16 protein-coding genes and 1 pseudogene are annotated in these 22,221 nt (G+C 70.1%); 8 read left to right on the top strand and 9 right to left on the bottom strand.

Annotated elements, in window-relative coordinates; all coding sequences use genetic code 11:
- Window positions 1-170 precede the first annotated feature (170 nt).
- From IPN47_09395 to IPN47_09375, 5 genes are all read left to right on the top strand, one after another.
- Window positions 171-2,051, top strand: coding sequence for a multicopper oxidase domain-containing protein (locus IPN47_09395; GenBank protein ID MBK9408249.1), 1,881 nt, complete (start codon window positions 171-173; stop codon window positions 2,049-2,051).
- Between the two features lie 121 nt (window positions 2,052-2,172).
- A complete protein-coding gene (locus IPN47_09390) occupies window positions 2,173-3,648 on the top strand; it encodes a M20/M25/M40 family metallo-hydrolase (GenBank protein ID MBK9408248.1) in 1,476 nt (491 codons plus the stop codon).
- 157 nt (window positions 3,649-3,805) lie between these two features.
- Window positions 3,806-5,332, top strand: coding sequence for an amidohydrolase family protein (locus IPN47_09385; GenBank protein ID MBK9408247.1), 1,527 nt, complete (start codon window positions 3,806-3,808; stop codon window positions 5,330-5,332).
- Between the two features lie 139 nt (window positions 5,333-5,471).
- On the top strand, window positions 5,472-6,128 hold the full coding sequence (locus tag IPN47_09380; GenBank protein MBK9408246.1) for a PorT family protein: 657 nt from the start codon (window positions 5,472-5,474) through the stop codon (window positions 6,126-6,128).
- 27 nt (window positions 6,129-6,155) lie between these two features.
- On the top strand, window positions 6,156-6,530 hold the full coding sequence (locus IPN47_09375; protein MBK9408245.1) for a DUF2277 domain-containing protein: 375 nt from the start codon (window positions 6,156-6,158) through the stop codon (window positions 6,528-6,530).
- Here IPN47_09375 and IPN47_09370 read toward each other — a convergent pair.
- A complete protein-coding gene (locus IPN47_09370; protein MBK9408244.1) occupies window positions 6,450-8,204 on the bottom strand; it encodes an HDOD domain-containing protein in 1,755 nt (584 codons plus the stop codon). The genes IPN47_09375 and IPN47_09370 overlap by 81 nt on opposite strands.
- A 229-nt stretch (window positions 8,205-8,433) precedes the next feature.
- Here IPN47_09370 and IPN47_09365 point away from each other — a divergent pair, with 229 nt between their 5' ends.
- Window positions 8,434-8,964 (top strand): GNAT family N-acetyltransferase, encoded by a 531-nt coding sequence (locus tag IPN47_09365; GenBank protein ID MBK9408243.1) that lies wholly within the window; start codon window positions 8,434-8,436, stop codon window positions 8,962-8,964.
- Window positions 8,965-9,056: 92 nt separating this feature from the next.
- Here the strand turns inward: IPN47_09365 and IPN47_09360 are convergent, their stop codons facing one another.
- Window positions 9,057-10,262 carry a hypothetical protein gene (locus IPN47_09360; GenBank protein ID MBK9408242.1) on the bottom strand — a complete coding sequence of 402 codons (1,206 nt, stop codon included), beginning with the start codon at window positions 10,260-10,262 and terminating at the stop codon, window positions 9,057-9,059.
- Window positions 10,263-10,654: 392 nt separating this feature from the next.
- Here IPN47_09360 and IPN47_09355 point away from each other — a divergent pair, with 392 nt between their 5' ends.
- Complete coding sequence (locus IPN47_09355; protein ID MBK9408241.1) at window positions 10,655-11,257, top strand: hypothetical protein; 603 nt, start codon at window positions 10,655-10,657, stop codon at window positions 11,255-11,257.
- 56 nt (window positions 11,258-11,313) lie between these two features.
- Here the strand turns inward: IPN47_09355 and IPN47_09350 are convergent, their stop codons facing one another.
- On the bottom strand, window positions 11,314-13,134 hold the full coding sequence (locus tag IPN47_09350; GenBank protein MBK9408240.1) for a serine/threonine protein kinase: 1,821 nt from the start codon (window positions 13,132-13,134) through the stop codon (window positions 11,314-11,316).
- A gap of 147 nt (window positions 13,135-13,281) precedes the next feature.
- Here IPN47_09350 and IPN47_09345 point away from each other — a divergent pair, with 147 nt between their 5' ends.
- Window positions 13,282-13,965: a hypothetical protein gene (locus tag IPN47_09345; protein ID MBK9408239.1), complete on the top strand. Its 684-nt coding sequence runs from the start codon at window positions 13,282-13,284 to the stop codon at window positions 13,963-13,965.
- A 2,113-nt stretch (window positions 13,966-16,078) separates the two neighbouring features.
- Here the strand turns inward: IPN47_09345 and IPN47_09340 are convergent.
- The 6 genes and pseudogenes from IPN47_09340 to IPN47_09315 form a co-directional block, all read right to left on the bottom strand.
- Window positions 16,079-16,822: pseudogene (locus IPN47_09340) on the bottom strand (Ig-like domain-containing protein).
- A complete protein-coding gene (locus IPN47_09335) occupies window positions 16,822-18,099 on the bottom strand; it encodes a hypothetical protein (protein ID MBK9408238.1) in 1,278 nt (425 codons plus the stop codon). The pseudogene IPN47_09340 and the gene IPN47_09335 overlap by 1 nt, the downstream one beginning before the upstream one ends.
- A complete protein-coding gene (locus IPN47_09330; GenBank protein ID MBK9408237.1) occupies window positions 18,096-19,052 on the bottom strand; it encodes a hypothetical protein in 957 nt (318 codons plus the stop codon). The genes IPN47_09335 and IPN47_09330 overlap by 4 nt, the downstream gene beginning before the upstream one ends.
- 198 nt (window positions 19,053-19,250) lie before the next feature.
- Entirely contained in the window at window positions 19,251-20,297 is a 1,047-nt protein-coding gene (locus IPN47_09325) for a VOC family protein (protein ID MBK9408236.1), read from the bottom strand.
- Between the two features lie 12 nt (window positions 20,298-20,309).
- Window positions 20,310-20,969, bottom strand: a complete 660-nt coding sequence (locus IPN47_09320) for an ATP-binding protein (protein MBK9408235.1) — start codon at window positions 20,967-20,969, stop codon at window positions 20,310-20,312.
- A gap of 160 nt (window positions 20,970-21,129) precedes the next feature.
- Entirely contained in the window at window positions 21,130-22,221 is a 1,092-nt protein-coding gene (locus tag IPN47_09315) for a hypothetical protein (GenBank protein MBK9408234.1), read from the bottom strand.

The raw sequence follows: 22,221 nt of genomic DNA, 5'->3' as shown, positions 1-22,221 counted from the left end.
AATCGTGGCCATCGGTGGCGCGTTGGGGCGGCACCGCGCGACGGCGGGAGGATAGCGAGGAGAAAGGGAGAGCGCGAGCGGTCGCCATCTAGCGGCCTCAGCTTGCCATCGCCGCTCACGGGGACCATGCTTCCGCTCGCGTTCCCCCCGCACGTTCGGAGTCTGGTCCGATGTACTCCCCTCGCGGCGGCCTCGGCCTCCTTCCCGCCGGCCTGCTCCCTGCCGGCCTGCTCGCCGCCGCCCTCCTCGCCACCGCGACGCTCGCCGCCACCCGTCCCACGCGCGCGGTCGCCGCGGTCTCGCCTAACGACAACACACGCCCCGCCGGCGTGGTACGGCGTGACACCCTGCACCTCCGACTGGTGGTGCAGCTCGCCGACTGGACGCCGGAGGCCCCCGACGGCCCCGTCCTGCGTGTCGCGGCGTTCGCGGAGGAGGGTGGGGCGCCGCAAGTCCCCGCGCCGCTCATCCGCGTGCGCGCGGGGACCATCGTCTCCGCCTCCGTGCACAATGCGCTCGCCGATTCGGCCATCACGCTCTTCGGACTCACCACCCGCCCCGCCGCACGCGACAGCATCATCCTTCAGCCTGGCGAGGCGCGCACGCTGACCTTCGCCGCGGGCGCGGCCGGGACCTACTACTATCGCGCGCGCATCGGGAATCCGAGCGACCTGGTGGAGTACGACCAGGCCGGCGGCGCTTTCATCGTCGATCCTCCCGAGGGCTCCGTTCCCGATCGCGTCTTCGTGCTCAACATCTGGGGACAACCGCTCGATTCCATCCGCTACAGCAACGCGCTCACCATCAACGGCAAGTCGTGGCCGTGGACCGAGCGCCTCTCGGTCGTGGTGGGCGACACGGTACGCTGGCGCGTGATCAACGCGACGGGTCGCCCGCATCCCATGCACCTGCACGGCGCCTACTTTCGCGTCGACAGCAAGGGCACCTCGTTCAGCGACACCACGTATACGGCCGAGCAGCGCCGACTGGTCGTGACCGAGGCGATGTCCGCCCGCCAGACGATGCTCGTCAGCTGGTCACCGGTGCGCCCGGGGCGATGGCTCTTTCACTGCCACATCAACTTTCACGTGACCGCCTCCGACGCGCGCGTCGTTCCTCTGGCGCACGATGATCACGACGCGGAATCGACCGATCCCGCGCAGCACATGGCGGGACTGGTGCTCGGCATCGAGGCCACGATGCCGCCGGGGGTCACCGAACGCGAGGCGCGCGTCTCGCCACGCGAGCTCGACCTGTTCGTGCAGGAGGGAGCCAAACGCGGGCATGCCGATCGCACGCTGAGCTTCGTCCTACAGCGTGGCGCCACGCCCCCCGCGCACGACTCCACCGAGATTCCCGGCTCGCTGCTCGTGCTCACGCGCGGCCAGCCGACCGACGTGCGCGTGCACAATCGCCTCCGCGAGGCCACGTCGGTGCACTGGCACGGATTGGAGCTCGAGAGTTATTCGGATGGTGTGGCCGGGTGGGGGGTGACCTCCGGCATGTCGTCGCCCCCGGTTCTGCCGGGGGAGGTCTTCACCGCGCGATTGAGCACGCCGAAGGCCGGGACCTTCATCTACCACACCCACCTGCGCGACCAGGAGCAGCTGACCTCGGGGATGTACGGCCCGATCGTCGTCCTCGAACCGGGGACCGTCTTCGATCCCCGCACCGACCACGTGCACATCGTGGGGTGGGACAGCTATCGCGACCAGATGCGCCTGCTGGTGAACGGCGACTCGGCGCACTCGCCCGCCATCGAGATGCGCGTGGGCGACACGCATCGACTGCGCTTCATCAACATCGGGGCGGCCGAGGCGGCGCAGTTCACGCTCACGCGTGACAGCGTGCTCGCGGAGTGGCGCCCGATCGCCAAGGACGGCGCCGACCTCCCGGCTTCGCAACGCGCGGTGCGAAAGGCCGACGTGCTGGTCGACGTCGGGGAGACGTACGACTTCGCCTTCACCGCGCCATCGGCGGGTGAGTGGATCCTCTCCCTCCCCACAGGCGGCAACGGCGCACGGTGGAGTCGACGGATCGTCGTGCGCTAGGGGGTGATGGCCCCGCGCCCGTCACTTCCGCCGCCAGCGTCCCGCCATCAGGTTGCACGACGCGGGGGTACGCATCGCCCTCGCGTCGCGCCACTCGGCCGCGCCCATCCTCCCCTCCCAGATGAAACGCCTCGCTTCGGTCGTCGCCCTCGCCGTCGTCGTCCTCTTCGGCACCATGGCGGCGCGCGCGCTGCGCATCGCGACGCCCGCCGCCACCACCGGCACGGCGATCGCCATCCCGGCGATCGACACCGCGGCGGCGGCGTTGCATCTGGCGGAAGCCGTACGCTTCCCCACCGTGTCGCTCGCCTCGGGCGGCCCCATCGACACCGCCGCCTTTCTGGGGCTGCACCAGTACCTCCAGGCCGCCTTTCCGCGCGTGCATGCTGCGCTCACGCGAGAGCTCGTGGCCGGACTCAGCCTGGTCTACACATGGAAGGGAAGCGACAGCACGCTGGCCCCGGTCGTGCTGATGGGGCATGTCGACGTCGTCCCGGTCCCCGAACCCAACCTCCGCGACTGGGAGCACGCGCCGTTTTCCGGTGACACCGCCGGCGGCTACGTGTGGGGACGCGGCGCGATCGACGACAAGTCGACGGTCATCGCGGTGCTCGAGGCGGTCGAGGGACTGCTGCGTGCGGGGCACACCCCCAAGCGCACGATCTACCTCACCTTCGGACATGACGAGGAAGTGGGCGGGCGATACGGCGCCCGCCGTATCGTCGACCAGCTCGTGGCGCGAGGGGTCAAGCCGGCACTCGTGCTCGACGAAGGGGGGTTCATGGGGGCACGCATGATCCCCGGCCTCGAGCAGGTCGCGGCGATCGTCGGCATCGCGGAAAAGGGCTACGTGAGCTTGCGGCTGACGGCGACGGCGGAGGGAGGGCACTCCTCGATGCCGACCGACCGCACCGCCGTCGGCGCGCTGAGCCAGGCGGTCGCACGACTCGAAGCGAACCCGTTCCCCGCGTCCCTCGACGGCCCCACACGCGGCATGATCGAGGCCATGGCCCCCTACCAGTCGTTTCGCGAGCGTCTCGTGAGCGGCAACCTGTGGATCACCGCGCCCATCCTCACGCGCGTCCTGCAATCCAACCCGATGGGCGCCGCGCTCCTGCACACCACCATCGCGCCCACCATGCTCTCGGCGGGGATCAAGGACAACGTCCTGCCGCCCGAGGCGAGCGCCGTCGTGAACTTTCGCATCCGCCCCGGCGAGACCGTGACGACGGTGATGGCACGCGTGACGCAGGTCGTCGCCGATTCCGGCGTGCGCGTGGAGCGCCTGGACTCGGTCGGCGTCGACCCCTCGCAGGTCTCGTCGGTGCAGGATCCGGCCTACACGCTGATTGCGCGCGCCATTGGTGGCATGACCCCGGGAACGCAGGTCCCCGTGATCCCGTACCTCGTGATGGGCGGAACCGACGCCAAGTACTGGGGGCCACACAGCAATCGGGTCTATCGATTTCTTCCCATCCCCTTGGGGGACGGTGATCGCGCGCGCGTGCATGGTGTCAACGAACGCGTCGCGACGCGCGACTTCGCCGCGTCGGTGGGCTTCTTCATGCGGCTGATCGTGGGAAGCGACGGACTGTAGCCGATCGACCGGGCGGGGCGCAGCGCGTGCGCCACCGGCGCCAGCCGTCGCCTTGCGCCCCTGCCCACGCTGTCCGAGGTTACGAACCGTCTCCCCACGATGTCGACCTTCCCGACTCGTGTCCTCGCTGCATGCATCCGATCCCCGCCCACGCCTCATGTCCCGACTCGCGCGATCTCTCGTCCTCGCCTCGCTCTCCCTTGCGGCGGCCGTCTCGCTTGGCGCGCAGGCGCCGGCGCTGCACGGCAAGCGCAACGCCCGCCTGATCATCCGCAACGCGCTCGTGATCGACGGGATGGGGACACCCGCGTCGGGGCCGTGGGACATCGTGATCGACAACAACCGCATCACGCAGATCGTCCCGTCGGGTGACGACGCGATCCTCAATGCGATCGGGGGGAAGAGCAATCGCCCCACCGGCGGCGTCGAGATCGACGCCCGCGGAAAGTACGTCCTCCCCGGTTTCGTGAATGCGCATGCCCACGTGCAGGACGAGCGTGGCGGCACACCGCAGGAGCAGGAGTACGAACTCAAGATCTGGCTCGCCTCGGGCATCACCAGCGTGCGCGACGTCGGCAGCGACTCGCGCAAGACGATCCCCATGCGCGACCGGATCAACGCCGGGCAGATGGAGGGGCCGCGCATCTTCCACTATCCGATGTTCAACATTCCCCCGGCGCCTAACACGCCAGCCGAGGCACGCGCCAAGGTCCAGCAACTGAAGGCGATGGGAGCCGACGGCATCAAGATCCTCGGCACCAAGCGCGATGTGATGGAAGCGATGCTGGACGAGGCCCACAAGGTCGGGCTGCGCGTCGCACACCACTCGGCGGTCGAGGAGACCAACGCGTGGGACGACATCAAGTTCGGCACGACGACCATCGAGCACTGGTATGGCATCCCCGATGCCGCGATCGTCGACGGCGTGCAGCACTTCCCACCCGAGTTCAACTACTCCGACGAGGTGCACCGCTTCCGCTACGCCGGGCGCCTGTGGCGCGAGGCCGATCCGTCCCGCCTCAAGGAAGTGCTCGCCGGGATGGTGAAGTCGAACGTCGCCTGGGTCCCGACGCTCAACATCTACGAAGCGAGCCGAGACCTGCAGCGCGCGCAAACCACGCCGTGGTATCAGGACTACCTGCACCCCACGCTGGAGGAGTTCTTCAAGCCCAACCCGCTCAATCACGGCTCCTACTTCATCGGCTGGACGTCGGTCGACGAGGCCTTCTGGAAGGAGAACTACCAGATCTGGTTCCGCACGCTTCGCGACTTTGAGCGATTGGGCGGGACGATCGCCGTCGGCGACGACGCCGGCTTCATCTACCAGATGTATGGCTGGGGCTTCGTGCGATCGCTCGAGTTGCACCAGGAGGCGGGCTTCCAGCCGCTCAAGATCATCCAGCACGCCACCAGCAATGGGGCCAAGGTCCTGGGCAAGGAGATGGAGATCGGGCGCGTGCGGCAGGGGTGGCTCGCCGACCTCATCATCGTGAACGGGAACCCGCTCGAGGATCTCAAGGTACTGTATCCCACTGGGACCGACGCCGTGCGCAACGGCAAGATCGTGCGCACCGGCGGGGTGGAGTGGACTATCCGTGATGGCTTCACCTACCACGGCCCCACGTTGCTTCGTGAAGTTAGGGACATCGTGACGAAGGCGCGCGGCAAGGTGCGGGCGCAGTAGCGCTGGCAACCGCAGCCGTATGTCGCGAGGCGCAACGCCGGTGCGTTGGGAAACGGTGCCCTTTGCCGCCCTCGCGCGCCGCACCTAGCTTGCCCGAGGATCCCCGAGCCGTTCCCTCACCCTTTCGCTGGTCGATGCCATGCCGTCATGCCGCCTGCGCACCGTCGCGCGCCTCGCCTCCCTTGTCCTCGCGTCGGTCCTCCTCGCCTCGCTGGCGCCATTCGCCACCGCACGCGCCCAGGGCGGGCACATCGGCGCCATCGTCGGCGCCACGTTCTCCACGCTCCGCGGCATTGATGGCCTCGACTCGCGAACGGGCCTCATCGGTGGCATCTCGAACGTCAGCTCGTCGAGCGGACTCTTCACCATGCAGTCGGAGCTGCTGCTCGTGAGCAAGGGGGCCAAGGGGACCAACAGCACCGCCGAGGGATTGCAGCTGGACTACATCGAGGTCCCGATCATGCTGCGGTTGCAGCCGAAGACCGAGGGGACGGTGCACCCGCACCTGTACGCCGGTCCCTACCTCGGCTTCAAGATCGACTGCAAGGTGAAGGGGACCTCCGGAAGCTGCGACGACATCCCGGGCGTCAGCACCAAGACCGTCGACGTGGGCGGAACCATGGGGGCGGGGCTCGACTTCGACCTCGGACCGCTCGTCCTGAGCGGGGGGGCGCGCTACAGCTTCGGCGTCTCCAACGTCGCCGACTTCGACATCGCCAACGTGAAGCAGTCGGCGAAGAACGGCGTCTTCGCGCTCTACGCCGGCGCAGCCATTCGCGTCGGCGGATCCCGCTAGCCCCCACCACTCGTCGCCCGCCCCGCCGTGTGCCGCAACATCAAGACGCTGGCGAACTTCGAGCCGCCCGCCACGCCTGACGAGATCCGGGCGTCGGCGCTCCAGTTCGTGCGCAAGCTCAGCGGAACCACCAGGCCGTCGCGCGCAAACGAAGCGGCGTTCAACGTGGCCGTCGACGAGGTGGAGGCGGCGGCGCGCCGGTTGATCCAGGCGCTGCGCACCACGGCGCCGCCCCGCACGCGCGAAGAGGAGGCGCGGAAGGCGCGCGTGCGTGGCCAACGGCGCACGGCGCGTGAGGCGCGGCTCGCGCCGACGGCGAGCTTACTGGCTGAGCCGGGCCATCGCCCCCTCGAGGAACTCGCGGCGCCAGACGTCGAGCGTCTCCGCCTCCACGGCGAGTGACGTCGCCACGTCCTCGAGTCGGTCGCCGGCGAAGAGGCGCAGCACCGCGTCGCGCTTGAACTCCGCCGTATGGAACCCGTGGCCGTGCGCGTCGGCGTTGCGCGCGGTGATCCCGCGCTGCACCCCCTCGCACACCGCACGCACGTAGCCCACCGTGGCCGCATCGGGAACGGCGTCGCCTGCGACGCGGTCGCAGTACAGGCCACCGATCGCCTGGCCGGCCACCACCAGCGGCACCACGACGTAGCTCGCGGCCGCGAACGTCTGGGCGAAGCGCCACTCGGTCGGTGAGAAGTCCCGCTCCAGCGGGAGGCACACACCCACGCGCCTAACGACCGCCAGGGCGATCGGGCTGGACCGCGAGTCGAGGTCGCAGGTGAACTTGTCGAGCATCGACTCGACCCCGGCGCCGAGTCCGTAGCGCGCCTTCAGCTGCCGGTGATCGGTCGTCATCAGGCACAGGACGACGCGATGGAAGGGTCCTCCGCGAAACGCCGCCTCGAGGGCCATGAGGATGACTCGGCTCAGCTCTTCACCCGAGCCGGGCATCGCCATCCGCTCGACTTCGCCGCGCAACTCGAGGCGGAGCTGCGCGAGCGGAACGATCGAACTCGCGGTGCTCGCCTCGCGCACGCTGTCCTCGACTGCCCCCGCTTCACCACCACGGTCGGCGCTCGTCTCCTCGTCGGTGCCGGGATGGTCAGGCGTGCCGAGCGCCGCGAACGCCGCGAGTTGCTGCGTGCGCAGCGTGAGTCCGTCGAGCGTGACGTTGGCACAGGCGAAGGTCGCCTTGGTCTCGCGCAGCGCCGACTGCAGCACCCCGGCGACCTCGTCGCGACCAAGCTTGAGGCGCCGCGCGTAGCGGGCGAGCACCTCCGAGACACCATCGCGAGACGTGTCCACGTCGCGGCGATAGACCGCCGTCGTGAGTTCGTGCGCGAACGCCGTGATGACCAGCGCGTCGTCCGACGCCTGCGGCCCCGCCGACCGGATCCCGGCCACCACGCGATCGGGCATCCCCCAGTTGCGCGCCATGGCCTCCCCGAGGTCCTCGAACGGGAACCCCAACACATCGAATGCCGCGGCCGCCTGCCCCGAACCGCGCTGCTCCATCTGTTGGAGGATCCGCGCGTATTCGCGAGGAAAGTAGGCGGCCACCAGGACCTCGCCCAGGTTGCGGAACATCCCGCACAGGTTCGCTTCCTCAGGATCGGGAAGGTCACGCAGCATGGCCACTTCCCGCGCGTGATTCGCCGTCAGGAGCGAGAGCAGCATCAGCTCCTTCAGCCCCGGTGAGCGCTTGCGATAGTGCTCGAACAGGAGGAGGCTGGCGGCCAGGTTGCGCACCGTCCCTGCCCCCAGCAGCAGCATCGCGTGCGCCGCACTGCGAATGTGTTGGTCCGAGCGACGATAGTGCGCACTGTTCGCCGTGCGCAGCACTTTGACCGTGAGCGCATACTCGCGCAGGACGATGTTGGCGAGGCGCTGGATCGAGGTCTCGTCGTCCGGGACCTGCTTGAGTGCCTCCAGCGCCTCGGTCGAGATCGCAGGAAAGTCGACATCGGCAAGGATCTGCTTCAGCCGGATCTCGACCGGCGACGGCTCCGCGGGGACTGGCGCGGAGGGCGGGGCCGGTGGCGGCGAGTCGGAGGCTGGAGGCAGTGGCGCTTTCACGAAGGCGACAGGTCGGAGCGGGGGCCGGGGCCTCAGGGAGAGTATCGGCCGGAGTTCGCGATTCCCCGAGACTCTGCCGGGTCTCCACCGCTCGGCAACCGGTCGCACAGGTGCCATCGTGCGAGGAAAGGACGAAGTCGCCCCCATCTCTCGCCCGCGTTCGATGCCTCGCGCCGCCGTCGGCCGTGACCGGAGGGCCCGGCGTTGCCCCCCGCCCGACCCGCTCCCGATGTCGATCCTCGTGACGCCCGCCACCCCCGACGACGTGCGTGCCATCGCCGAGGTGCGCACCGCCGCCGCCGCGCACCTAACGACAACGTTCGGCGGCGGGCACTGGTCCACGCGCACGTCGGAGGCCGCCGTGCGCGATGCGCTGCGCACGCCGCTGGTCCTCGTCGCGCGCATCGCGTCGTTGGTGGTGGGGACCCTTCGCCTGCAGACGCGCAAGCCGCGCACGATCGACATCACCTACTTCACGCCAGTGCGTCGTCCGCTCTACGTCGTCGATGTGGCAGTGCACCCCGACGTGCAACGACAGGGGATCGGGCGACAGCTCATGGCGGCGGCGGCCGACGCCGCCGCCCGGTGGCCGGCGAACGGCATCCGCCTGGATACCTATGACGACCCGGCCGGGGCGGGCGGCTTCTATCGCGCCTGTCGCTACCGCGAGGTCGCCCGCGTGACCTATCGCGATGTCCCGCTGCTGTACTACGAGCTGCTCCTGCCGTCACCGAGGGGAGCGCGGCCCGGCGCCGGCTGACCTCGCCGCGCTATCGCTGCGACACGCCCACACGGCGGTCCACCCATGACTTCGCCTGACGAGTCAGTCGGTCAGGCGCACGCCGCTCTGCGCTATTGGTACTGGATGTACAGCGGGGCCGGCCACAAGCGCAGCAACTCGGGCTTGCTGGTCGGCGGCGAATCGTTGCGCGGCTTGGTGAACTGCTTCCATCCGGCAAACTGCACCGGCTCCTTCTTGACGTACGAGTAGTAAGAATCGCGCTTGAGCCAGGGAGCGCCGAAGCCGTCCATGTGCATCACGACCTGCACCTTGGGATCCAGGCGGATGTCGCGCGCATTGGTGACCCCCTTCTGGGTGAAGCGATGCACCACGAGCAGCTTGGGCGGAAGCTGGTACTTGTCGACCAACCCGGCCAGGAAACGCGACGCGTAGTTGATGTCGCTCGCATCATAGGTCCCGATGCGCTTGCCCGGACGACCGCCGTTCTTCATCGAGAACTCCGGATCGATGCCGAGGTGCACGTCGGGTCTCTTGAGATAGCGCTCGAGCAGCGGCAGCTCCGCCTGCAACGTGCTGAGCCCCACCTGCACGTCGAGGAAGAGGATCGCGTTTCGGCTCTTCGCCCAGGCGTAGACCTTCTCGACCATCACGCTGTCCATGCGCGCCCGGTACTTCCCGTCACTCCCTGCCCCCGCCTGCGCGACCACCGCGATCAGGTGCAACGCCGGCTGCACCGGGTGTTGCGGATCGAGGCGGTTCCACTCCGCCACTTCTGCATCAAGGCGCCTGAGCATCTCGGGCGGGTCGAACTCGCCGAGGATTCCCATGCGACGCGACAGCGGGTTGCCGTAGAAGGCGATGACACGCTTGGCGGGGAGAATCGCCCCGGGGAGCGGCGCCGGCATCTTGGGCGGCCATAACGAGTCGAGGTCGCTCCCCGTCTCCCGATACGCGAGGTGTCGATCGCCCGCGTTGCGCCCGAGGGCGCCGACGGAGGCTCGGCGTGCGGTGTCGCCCTTGGCCGTGTCGCCCTTGGCCGCGCGCTTGGTCGTGGACTTCGCCTTCGGTTTCGCGGTCGCCTGCTTCTTCCCCTGGTTGCTGTTCCGGCGCGCCGCGCCTGGCGCGGCGGCCCGTTCGGCCGTCTCCTGCGCCTGGGCCAGCGGCGTGAGCGGCAAGAGTGGCGCGAGCGAGAGCACCGCGAGCGAGAGCACCGCCGACGCGACGAGCGCGCGCACGATCGGCTCGAGGCGCGCGACGAGAACGGGCGCAGCGCCGGGGACGGGGCGTCGGTGCATCGGGGCCGGGAGAAACGTCATTCCGTTGAGGCGAGAAGGGGAAGTGGTATTTATGGGGGATCGCGCCACGCGCACAGTGGGACATGGTGCAGCGCGCGTGCGGGTGCAGGGTGCCGCGAGCGCGGTGGGACATCGTGCCGACGGCGCGGGTGGCGCTGGAAGCGTACACCCGAGGACACAATCTGGCACGAGACGCAACGTGCGTGCACTCCCTCACCCATCGCCGCGGTCGCGAGGCATCGCCCGCCGCCTCCGCCGGCAACGTCACACGAGGGACGTTGGCGCCGTCGTGCGCTCCCCGTAGCTTGTCCGATCAGGCCAGTCCCCCAACATCCGGAGCGTCCTCACGTGCGGATCGGTCGTGTCGCCCCCTCGCGCTCGCTTTCGATGATAGACGCTCGCGCTCGCTCGCGATGATCGGCGCTCGCGCGCGCACGCGAGCGCAGAGCGGCGTCCCCGCGCGCCTGCTGTTCTGCGCCCTGGCACTCGCCGCGGCGATCGCACGCCCTGCGGCGGCGCAGGCACCGCGCTTCCCCGACGACTGGCTCGGCGACTGGTCAGGAACGCTCACGACCGTCAGCGCCCCCGACAGCGTGCGCAATCGCATCCCGCTCACCCTCCGCATCGCCCGCGAGGACACCGGGAGCGCGCTCACATGGCGCACGGTCTTCAACGCCGACACGGTCCGCGGACTGCGCGACTACCGACTGATCGTGCGCGACGCCGCGCGCGGCCGGTATGCCACCGACGAACGCAACGCCATCCTGCTCGACGAGACCCTCATCGCCGGGTCGCTCATCAGCGTCTTCCAGGTCGGGGAGCGCATGCTGGAGAGCCGGTACACGCTGCGCGGTGACACGCTGACGCATGACGTCACCTGGTGGAGCACGACCCCCACCTCGGTGCATCGCGGCGCCGGGGCCAACGCCGAGGAAGGGGCGGAGATCCGGACGTTCCGGGTGGAGGGGCGCCAGCAGGCGGTGATGACGCGCGTGCGCGGAACCCGAGCGCCCTAACGATCGCGCGCGCTGCGCGGGCTCCCTAACGATCGCGCACGCCCGTCACGTCGACCTCACGGGACGCAGGCCAGCGCCTCGCTATTGAAGAAGTTGGTGACCGCCCGGAGTTGCGCATCGGTCGTGGCCAGGCGGCGCGCGCTGCGCAGCGGCGCACACGCGCGATGCGGATCGCCGGAGAGCCCATAGGCGCTCACCAGGGCGAGGTACGCCCACGTGCTGTCCGAGGCGCTCCCCAAGTCGCGCAGCAAGCGCTGCAGATGCGGAATGGCGGCCTTCGCCTCGCCCTCGCCCGAGTTGTCGTCCTCCAGCACCCGCCGAACGCTATCGACCCCGCGACGCGCCGCGACGGCGGCGGCGGCGCTCGCCGGCGCAGCCGCACCGCCGATGGGCACCCCCTTGCCCGCGAGCACCGGAGGCGCAGCCGTGGGAGGCACGACACTGTCGGCGCGCGGCCTACCACTGGCGATGTCGTTAGGCGTCGTGGGAGCGGCCGGCCCCCCACCCTTCGCGGCGGCATCGTCGCGCGCCGGTGCGGCACTCGCCTCCCGTGCCGCGGCGGGCGGCGCAGGAACCGGCGGCGCCACACCCTCTGGCGACGCGGTCGGCGACGCGGCCGGCTGCGCCGGCGATGCGCCATCGCCCCGGCCGAACGCCGCCCACGCAGCGGCCGCCACCAGCGCGACCCCTCCAATGAGCAGCGGCAGCCGGGACGGACGCGACGCTGCAGCTGCCGGGACGCTGGCAGCGCGCTCGACGGCGGGCGCCGCCGTGGTCGCCGCGTTGGCCGCCGCCGTGATCGATGCGCCCGTCCCCGCCCCGACCGGCGGGCGCGGCGGCTCCGCGATCGCGACCGCACCCGTCGGTGGCGTCGCCGACACCGCCGCCGTGCTCATCGGCGTGCGCCCGCGGAGCACCGGCGCTCCCAGCCACCCCTCGACGGCAGCCACCAACGCATCCGCGAAGTCGAGCGCCGACGCCGTGCGAGTCGCCACCTCGCGATCCAGCGCCCGTGTCAGCACCGCCTGTACCGCCTCGGGCCAGTTCACGTCGGGAGCGGCGGCGGCCAGCGTCTGCGGATCTTCCATCAGACGCGACATCAACGCGCGCTCCGGCGTCGCCCCGGTAAACGGCAACACCCCCGCCAGCATCTGGAACGCCACGAGCGCCAGCGCGTACACGTCGCTGCGCGCATCCAGCGGCTCTCCCACCACCTGCTCGGGACTCATGAACTCGGGAGTCCCGACGATCATCCCCGTGCGCGTCAGCTGCGTCCCCGTGGTGTCGGCCGCCTTGGCGATCCCGAAGTCCACCACCTTGCACCGGTCCACTCCCTGGTCGTCCGTGACGATCAGGATGTTGTCGGGCTTGAGGTCGCGATGCACGATCCCGATGCGATGCGCCGCATCCAGCCCCTCGGCCACCTGGTAGGCGATCCCCGCCGCCCGCGTCGGCGAGAGCCGCTTCTCGTCCTCGAGCAACGAGCGCAGGGTACGCCCCGGGACGTACTCCATCGCCAGATAGACCATTCCTTCGGCCGTCTCACCGAAGTCGAAGACGCGCGCGACGCGCTCGTGCTCGATGCGCGCCGCATTCGCCGCCTCGCGATTGAAGCGCGCCACGGCGTCCTGGTCTTTCGCCATCCCCGCGTGCATGACCTTGATCGCCGCCTGCTGCGGGAGCCGCACGTGGCGCGCCAGGTACACGCGCCCCATCCCCCCCTCGCCCAGCAGGGCGCTCACGAGGTAACGATTGGCGATCACGCTCCCGACTAGGTCACCGGAGGCGCTATCGGACAGGAGCGTCGTCCCATCCGTGGGACAGAAGGCGTTGCTATCGGCGTAACTGCCGCCGCACACGGGACAGGTCTTGGCCATGACGTCGGAACGAATGCGCTATTGACGAGGCTGATGACGAGCGGCGACGTTAGGAGCGTGTTGTCAGGTGATCACTTTCGCAAAGAGAGCCGCATGCTCGCATTGCCTTTACGCAGGCGCAGAACCGTTAGTCTCTCGTGCGCCGCGATGCTCGCCACAAGTCTCACCGCGTTGCTTCCGGCCCCCGTCTCGGCACAGGCATCCGACAGTCGTCCCACCCTCGCCGTCCTGTACATGACCAACGGCGCGATGGTCGATCACGCGTCGTACGCCCCGCTCAGCAAGGGGATGGCCGAGATGCTCATCACCGAGCTGGCCCAGAACGGCGCCGTCCGCGTGGTCGAACGCGACCGACTGCAGACCCTTCTGGAGGAGCAGAATCTGCAGGGGAGCGAACGGGTGGACAAGGAGACCGCGGTGAAGCTCGGGAAGATCCTCGGTGCACGCCACATGCTCATGGGAAGCTTCGTCGTCGATCCCAAGCAGAACATGCGCATCGACGTCCGCGCCGTGAACACCGAAACGTCGACCATCGACTACGTACAGACGGTGAGCGGCAAGTCCGAGAAGCTCCTGGAACTGGTGATGGAGCTGGGGACGAAGCTCAATGCAGGGCTCAAGCTCCCCGCCGTGCGCACGGCGAGCACCAACGCCCCCGCCGCCAAGAACCCCAACCAGTTCAAGGCGCTCCTGGCGATGAGCCGCGCACTCGAAGCGGAAGACGGGAAGGACTACGAACAGGCCAAGACGCTCTATCGCAGCGCCATCGCCCTCAACCCGGACTTCGAGCACGCACGCGTGAGACTCGCGTCGGTCGAACGCGGACGCTGACACCGGCACCATTCCAGGCGTCCGAGGCACGCACGACGAACGGCGCACGCAACCCGCGTGCGCCGTTCTCTTTCGCGTTCACCGGCGGCGTGCGCGCACCGGTCGCACCGAGCGACGAGGACGACTCCCGCCGCCGACGCTAGGGGATCTTCGAGAACGCCACGCCCAGTGTGACGTCCTTGCTCAGCGTCAGCGTGCAGCTCGTGCCCACGGCCTGCGCGCACGCGCCGGTCCACGCTTCGATGCGCGACTGGGGACCCAGCGTCGCCGTGAAGGTGACCGTCGCCCCCACCACGAAGTTGGCCGAGCAGGTGCCAGAGGTCACCCCACCACTTCGCACGCAGTCGATCCCCGCGCTCGAGGAGCGCACGCTCCCAGACTGCTTGCCAGACAAGGTGACGTTCACGGCCACTGGAATCGACTGGACCGCCACATCGAAGCGCGCCGACACCTGCCGCGCGTCGGACATGACGGTCATGCAGGGAGCGGCACCGTTGCAATCACCGGCAAATCCCGCGAATCGTCCTCCCTGTGCGGCGACGGCGCGCAGCTGCACGGTCGTCCCCACGTCGAACGACACAGTGCACGTCACGGACGATTGCCCCGCGCGCAACGAGCACGCCGGCACGCCGTTGACCTCGATCGTGCCAGCACTCGCCCCGGAGATCGTGAGCTTCAGCGGCTCGCGGCGCAACGAGAAGGTGGCCGAGACCGTCTGCGCTCGCGTGGCGGTCGTCGTGCACGTGGTCCCCGCCGTCGACTCACATGCACCGCTCCACCCGACGAACGTCGAGGTGGGACCGGCGGTCGCCGTCAGCGTGACGAGTGCACCGAACGCCGCAGGGCGATCGCACACGCCGGTGGTCGCCCCGCTCGCACGCAGGCAGGCGATGCCGGCGCTCGTGGCGCTCACGCGCCCCGCACCGTTCCCCCCGAGTTCCACCCGCACGCGCGGCTGGTCGACGAAGCGCACCACCACGTCGCGCGAGGCGCCGTCGATGGTGAGCGTACACGACGGCGTCGACGCCGACACGCAGTCGCCGCCCCAACCCGCAAAAAACTGCGTCGTGGCCGCCGCCGCGTCAGGCGTCGCCACCAACGCGTAGCGCGCGCTGTCCGTCACGTCGACCGCACAGACGCCGCTCGTGACCGCATTCACCACGAGACAATCGAGCCCACCCGGCCCCGTCACGCGCCCGCGGCCGTCGCCAGCTGCAGCGCGCACCGACACACGACGCATCGCCGTGAAGGTCGCCTGCACCGTCCGCGCCTGCGACATCGTCACCGCACAGCGCACCGACGTCTCCGCCGTGCACGCCCCGCTCCAGCCAGCGAAGACCGAGCCCTCGTTGGGCACAGCGGTCAGCGACACCACGGTGCCATGCTTCAGATCGCGGTCGCAGCTCCCCAACGAGCGGCCGTTGGCACGAACGCACGACCGCCCGTCCGTCGCCACCACCTCGCCAGCGCCGGTCCCGCCGACGGCAACGCTCAAGCGACGAGCCGCGCGAAAGCGCACACCGACGTCGCGCGCATTGCCGCGAACGATCAGCGTACACGCCGCTCCCGTCGTCGCGGCGCACTCGCCTCCCCACCCCTCGAAGCTCTGCGGGGCGTCGATCTCCTCGGCGACGGCCGTGAGCGCGACGGTCGCCCCATCGGGCACGTCGACCGCGCATGTCCCCGTCGCCGCCGTCCCGTCCACCAGACAGTCGACCCCAAACGATCCGCTGACGCGCCCGCGCCCATCACCATCCTGGCCCCGCACGGTGACGCGGCGCAGCGCGGTATAGCTCAGGCGCGCCGTCCTCGGTTTGTCCATGGTGAGTTGGCACGTCACGGTGTCGCTCCCCACGGCGCCTCCCGCACAATCGTCGCCCCACGTCGGCGGGGTGCTCCCGGCATCGGCGGTCGCGGTCAGCACGACCCGCGCATCGCCGGCGAAGTCGCTGCGGCACGCGCCCGTCGTCGTGGTCCCGTCGATGCGGCAATCGATCCCCGCAGGGGTGGAGCGCACGCGCCCACTCCCGCTGCCATCACCCGCCGTAACAGACAACGCCGCCGGCGGGCGCACCACGCGCAGCGACAGCGATTGCGAGTGCGTCCCGATGTTCGCCGTGATCTGGCTCGTCCCCAACGCGATCGCGGTCACCGTTCCAGTGTTGGACGCGATGCTGGCGATGGTTGGGGTCGCGCTGCTCCACTCAACCGCGCGGTCGGTGACCTCGCCTCCGTCCCGGTCGAGCACCTTCGCCCGGAAGGGGACGGTCCCGCCCAACGCCACCACCACCGTATCGCCGGCAAGGCGCGTGGCGCCGGGACCGACCTCGAGTTGGATCCGGCTGATCTCGAACAGCGACACCGGCTGTGCGACGTTGGTCGTTCCGCCAGGCGCAAGGCGCAGCGGCCCGATCACCTGCCGGTCGAGCACCCCGCCGTTGACCACGAGCGAGAGCGTCAGCACGACCGGGCAGACGCGCTCCGTGGGCGTGGCAGCATCACGTTCGCTGTCGGCGAGGCAGCCACCGAGATCGATCGGGATCGGCACGGCCTGCGTCGCCCGCGTCGAGAGCGGGATGGAAGACGCCCCCATGCGCTGGCGCGAACCGTCACGCCGCACGTACTGGCTCACGACCTCTAGGGCGACGATGTCGGCGGCGCTCGTCGACGCGTGCACCGCCGCTTTGAGCGCCACCTGCGCCGGCAGCGTCTCGGCACGATCACCCGGGGTGACCCAGTCGGCGATGCCGCTGCATCCGGCCAGGGCGATCACAGGCACCGTCCGGCGCGCGACACGGCACCAGCGCGCCACCCGCGTGTGGGACCCGATAGGAGAGATCATGGAGAAGAGTCGCATCAGAAGCGCGAGACGAGGACGAGACCACCCGCGAGGCCCACGAACGACGGACGGACGTCGTCGCCGCTCCCGCGCTGGTGCAGTTGTCCGGCCTGTGCCCGAACGTACGGCTGCAACGACAGGAGACCGCGCCGGCCGTCGATGCCCAGCGTCAGGCTCGCGCTTCGCACGCCCGCCGTCGGCATCCCCTCATCCACCCCAAGTCCCGAATGCCACCGCCCCTCTCCTGCCATGATCACGTCACTCGTCATCGTCAAGGGCAGCGCTGCTCGCACGCCGCCCGCCAGGTACTGCCCGCTCGAGCCAGCCGCCGTGCGCCCATCCCGCGCATACGCGGCACGCCACAAGTACGAGGAGTACAGAATCAGGTCGCGAAACCGACGTGCCGCAAGGTGGAGTTGGGCGTCGCCGGAAAAGACCGGCCCCAGTCGCACCGTCGCGAGCGTGGGCAGGACTTCCCCGCTTTCCGCCTCTTGCGCCGACCCTCGGAGCTTGTCGTCCGAGAAGACGTCCGCCGCGGCCACGAGTCGCAGGCGATGCGCCCCGACCAAGCGATCAGCACCAATCGACGTTCGCACGACCGCACCAGGACGGAAATCCGCCGACGGCGCCCCCGCAATGAGCGCGGCCACCGGCTGGTACCGCCCGCGGTACTCGTACGACGCCCCCATGGCCAGCGACCACGGACCGGCCTCCCGCCCATACACCGCCCCGAACGTCCCGCTGAATCCCGCCCCGACCGGGGAGCTCCCCATCGCCAGCCCGGGGGCCGCCAACACACGCAGCGTCGACAGCTCCGTCGACGAGAGCGACGAGGTGCCGGTGGGGAGGTTGGCCCCCACGGTCAGCGTGATCGATTCGCGCAGGACGTGTCCCGACGCGCGAAGCCGCACGTCGCTCACCCCGCTCAGCGTTCCCGTGCGCTCCGCTCCCCCGCGATCGCCCTCTGCGTATGTCACCGTCCCACGCGCGTGAAACGCCGTGACGTCCAGTCGCCACCCGCCGCCAAGCGGGGTGGCCACGGTCACGGGGAGCAGCAACTGCGTGGCCCGTCGCACCCGCACCGTATCCATCCCGGCAAAGGCAACCTGCCGCACGCCGTCGCCACCGAAAACCACCGATTCGAAGTAGGCGCCGCCACCGATGGCGTGCGTCCCCAACAGCTTCTCCTGCGCCAGCGACGCCTCGCTCACCCCAACGAGCGAAAACAGGCACACCGTCGCCGCGACGATCGGCGTGACTCGCCCCTCGTGCCCCGACCGCCGACACATGCTCACGGCCGGCGCACGACGATGACCACGGTCACCATCGTCGTCGGGAACGACGGGTCGCCCGGCCCCGGAATCGGGCGCGACTGAAGCGTGATGAGGTCCAGCGGGCGGTTCAGCCGGTCGACCACCCCTGCCACCGGCGCGTCCAACCCGCGAATGCCGGGAATGAGCGTCGCCGACGCGGTCGTCGCGCGCCGCTGCACGTCGGCCGCACGCTCACCCGCCATCCGGAACGTCGGATCGAGGCGCAGGGCGCGCTGGAACTCCGTGCTCGCCCGCGGCGCATCGCCCGACAGCTCCGCCTGTACCCCGCGCCCGTACGCCGACACCGCCTCCACGCTCGCCGAGGGGCGCTTCTCGACCTGCGCACGCTCCGCAGGCGTCAGCGTCACCCCTAGCGCGTCAAACAGCCGAAAGGCGATCGCCTTCTCCGCCGCGAGGATGTCGGCCAGCGGCGCACGGGCGTCCAGCGCCTGCTCCACCCGCCCGCTCTGCACGTCGGCAATACGCACCGACAGGCGGAGTTGACCGTCTCCCATCGGGTCGAGCGCCCCCAGGACGAGCTGCTGCGCCTGCACGAGCCGTCCGACGCGCGGCGCCGTCGCCGAATCCACTCGGCCGGCGCTGGCGAGATCGAGTTCGCGCAGGAGTTCGCCGAGACGTGCGCGCTCGACCAGCCGGAGCCTGGCGCTGCGCGAGAGGTCCGTGGCCAGGAAGTCGGCGATCGCGTACGCCAGCGGCGCGAGCGTCGAGTCCGCGTCCCCCTGCCGAAACGGGGGGACGGCCAGTGTGCGACCACTCCCCGCCGCCATGCCGCGTTCGGCCCCGATCACCGACGCCGTCAGGGAGTCGGGGGTCGTCGCCGGAGCGATTCGCCCCCCACCCCCCGCTGAGGCACACGCCGCCGTCACCAGCAGGTGCCCCACACCGAGACGTCGGACGAACAGGGGGAGTGCCACGCGTCGCTGGCTACGGAAGGGGGGGTCGGAGCGCGTGACAGCCTGGTCAGGACCTCGGGCCACGCGATTCCTCGGCGTGGCCGACCAGGGTGCAAAAGCTGCGCATCAGCTCGGGCTAAACTGGCGAGCGGAACAGCGAGCGTCAACCGGAACCGGATGCCGTCTCCACCGCGCGCCTGCTCGTCCAACGCGCGGGGGCTAGGGGAGTTCCACCAGTTCGATGGCGAGGCCGTCAGGGTCCTCGATCATGAACGCCCGCGTGTCCCCGAACGGATGGATCGGCTCGATGATCCGCACCCCCGCGCGGCGCAATCGGTCGTGCATCGCCTGCAGGTCGCGAACGCCGAAGGCGACATGGTCGAGCACCTGCCCGCGCGAGGGTATCAGGGGCTGCGGAGCGCCACAGCGATCGCCGAGGCATTGGCGCGGATACCAGGCCATGCTCCCGTTCGCGTAGCGCACCCCACCCGAGGGCTGGCGAATCGTCCCCACCCGTTCGAGCGACGGCCACCCCGCCTCCCCGTGTGAGACCTCGCACGGGGAATACAGGGGGCGCGGCTGCTCGCCTCCCGCGCTGTCACGCACCGGCGGCAAGCCCATCCCCAGGTGCATCACGTACCAGTTGGCCGCGCACAGCGGCTGCTCATGGAAGAAGTGGAGGTGCGCGAACGCGTCGCGCGTCCCGGCTCCGCCCGTGAACTCGAACAGGGCTCCGTCAGGCGCAACAACGTAGGCGAAGCCCCCCTCGCGCGGCGGTTCCGCCGGGGCGGCGGGCGGCGCTGCCGCCAGCTGCATCGCGGTGCGCGTCCCGGCGTACGGCGCAAGCCCCGAGCGCCACACGCCGATCGTGTCGGTGGGCGATGTCCAGAGCGGGAGCGGCGAGACCCCGGTCCCCTCCAGTCGCGCGGGAAGGGTCGACGTGTTGGTGAACGCCCCGATGTGCCAGAACGGTGACTGCGCCTCGGGACGACGGAGGTCGTCGCGCCACGCGCCCGCCGGCGGCGCCCCCACCCGCTGGAAGAGCAGGAGCATCTCGGCCTGCACCCCAGGCTGTCCCGCCACCTCGGTTCGCGTGGCCGTCGGCCACAGGCGCAAGTACCAGGCGATCGCCCGCTCCGGATCGACCGAGTTGAGCCCCACGTGGTGCAACGTCGGGAGGACGACGGGCTGCGCCGCCGCCACACGCGGCGACAGCACCACTCCCGCCAACACGACGACGACGCGCCAGATGGTGGTGCCCAACATTTCCTTTCTCCGTTAGGGACCGTGCGGATCGCTGTCGCCGGGCCATGTGGCCCACAGGAACGGCTTCACGTGATGCCGGCAGCACGGCGGCACCAGGTCGCGCAGGATGCCCAACGCCTGCGCCGCCTTGGTCAGGAAGTCAGGCGTGGCATCCACGAAGAACCGCCGCGGGTGCGTCGACCATGACTCGGCGATGCGCGCGTCGATCGCCGCCGCCTCGTCGAGCGACTCGATGCGCAGCGGGTTCTCATGGCCGTACGCATCGGGCGACGTGGGCGTGCGCAGGTGGATCACCGCGTGGTAGCGCGCGATCTCCGCGTCCAGCGTCGTCCCGACCGCGCTCCAGAGCGTCCCCGGCCCCTGCCAGTAGGCGGCACCATCGATCGTCCCGCGGTCGCACAAGACGACCGCCGCGTGGTCCACATCGCCGGTCAACTCCAGCGAACGTTGCACGTGGTAAATGGCCTGCTGCGCCGCCTGGCGAAGCTCCCAGTGCTGGTTCCGCGGAAAGCCACCGCCAAAGACGATCCCCGCCGATTCTCGCAGCGTCTTCACGTGGACGCAGAAGAACAGGCGAATCAACTCCAGCACCGCCGTCTTCCCCGCCCCAGGCCCACCCGTCAGCACGACGCGTCGCGGCTCATGCCGCGCGTCGCAGTCGCAAGGCTTCATCGTTCCACGATCGGGTCGTCGGTCCGCGCCGGGACCGGCGACGTGGTGGTCGGCTTCACCATCGGCGCAACGCGAACGATGCATCGCCGCGCGCACGTTGCCTACTCCCGCGCGACGGGCACTCGGCTACGCCGTCAGGGCGCCGAGATCGAAGCGGGCGTCAATGCTCGTCGCGATCGCCGCGACGTCGCCCCCTCTCGTGCCCCTCGCCCCCCTCCTCGTCGCCGCCGCGATGGCACCGTACGCAGTCGTCGAGATTGCGCGTCGAGACCTCGCCGCGGTGCTGGGCCTGCACGCGGGCCGGCGAGTGCTCGTGGCAGTTGTAGCAGGTGTACGCCTTGTAGTCCTTCGGGTTCTCGTGGCACGTCTTGCAGGCGATGCGCCCTTCCTCGCCGTGGTCGAGCGGGAAGTCGTTGTGCTCCATCGTCGCCCCTTCCCACGATGCAGTGGTGTGACAGGCGGCGCAGTCGTCCCCGAACTCGCCCCGGTGATCGTCGTCGGCACGGTGGCAGCCCACGCACGTCGTCGGCCCTCCGCGGAAGCCCTCTAGCGTGCGCGTCTCGGTATGGCACGACACGCACGCGGTCGAGACGTGACCGCCATCGAGCACGAAGCCGGTGGTGTCGTGCGCGAAGGCGCCACCGGTGAATCGGTCAGCCCCATCGTGACACGACTGGCAGTCGCTCCCCCACTCCCGCACATGGCGGGCAATGAAGGCCTCCTGATAGTCGCGATGGCACGACTCGCAGCGCGTCGTCTCGAACGTGAACGACTCCGACCCGTGGCAATCGCTGCAGCCGAACGGCGTCCCGCCCGACGTCGTGCGATGCGCGGCCAGCGAGAAGCCGAACTCTCCATGCGCGCTGCCGAACCCCTCCACTCTCGTCAGCCCGGCGGTCGCCCCCCGATGCTCCGTGTGACAGGAGATGCAGGCCGAGGCGTCGGCCAGGTGCCCGTGGAGCGTCGACGTGTCGGACAGCGCGCGTCGTACGTCGCGGTGACAGTCGAGGCACTGCGCGTCCATGCGCGTCCCCGACCACGGGGCGGCGTGGCAGGCGCCGCACTGCCGAGAGAGTCCCGCGTGCGACGTCACCCCCTGCAGCATCGACGGCGTGCTGTCTCCGGCATGCAGGGCACCCGGGGAGAAGATCCCTCCCCCCGTCACCGTCGCCGCTGTCACGACGCCGACGACGGCCACCAGTGCCAGCGCCACGCCAAGCCGAGAGAGCGGGGTCCCGTCCAGGTGGGTCAT

This window comes from Gemmatimonadota bacterium (assembly GCA_016719105.1).
GTDB lineage: Bacteria > Gemmatimonadota > Gemmatimonadetes > Gemmatimonadales > Gemmatimonadaceae > SCN-70-22.
This window is presented reverse-complemented; position numbering and strand designations above follow the sequence as displayed.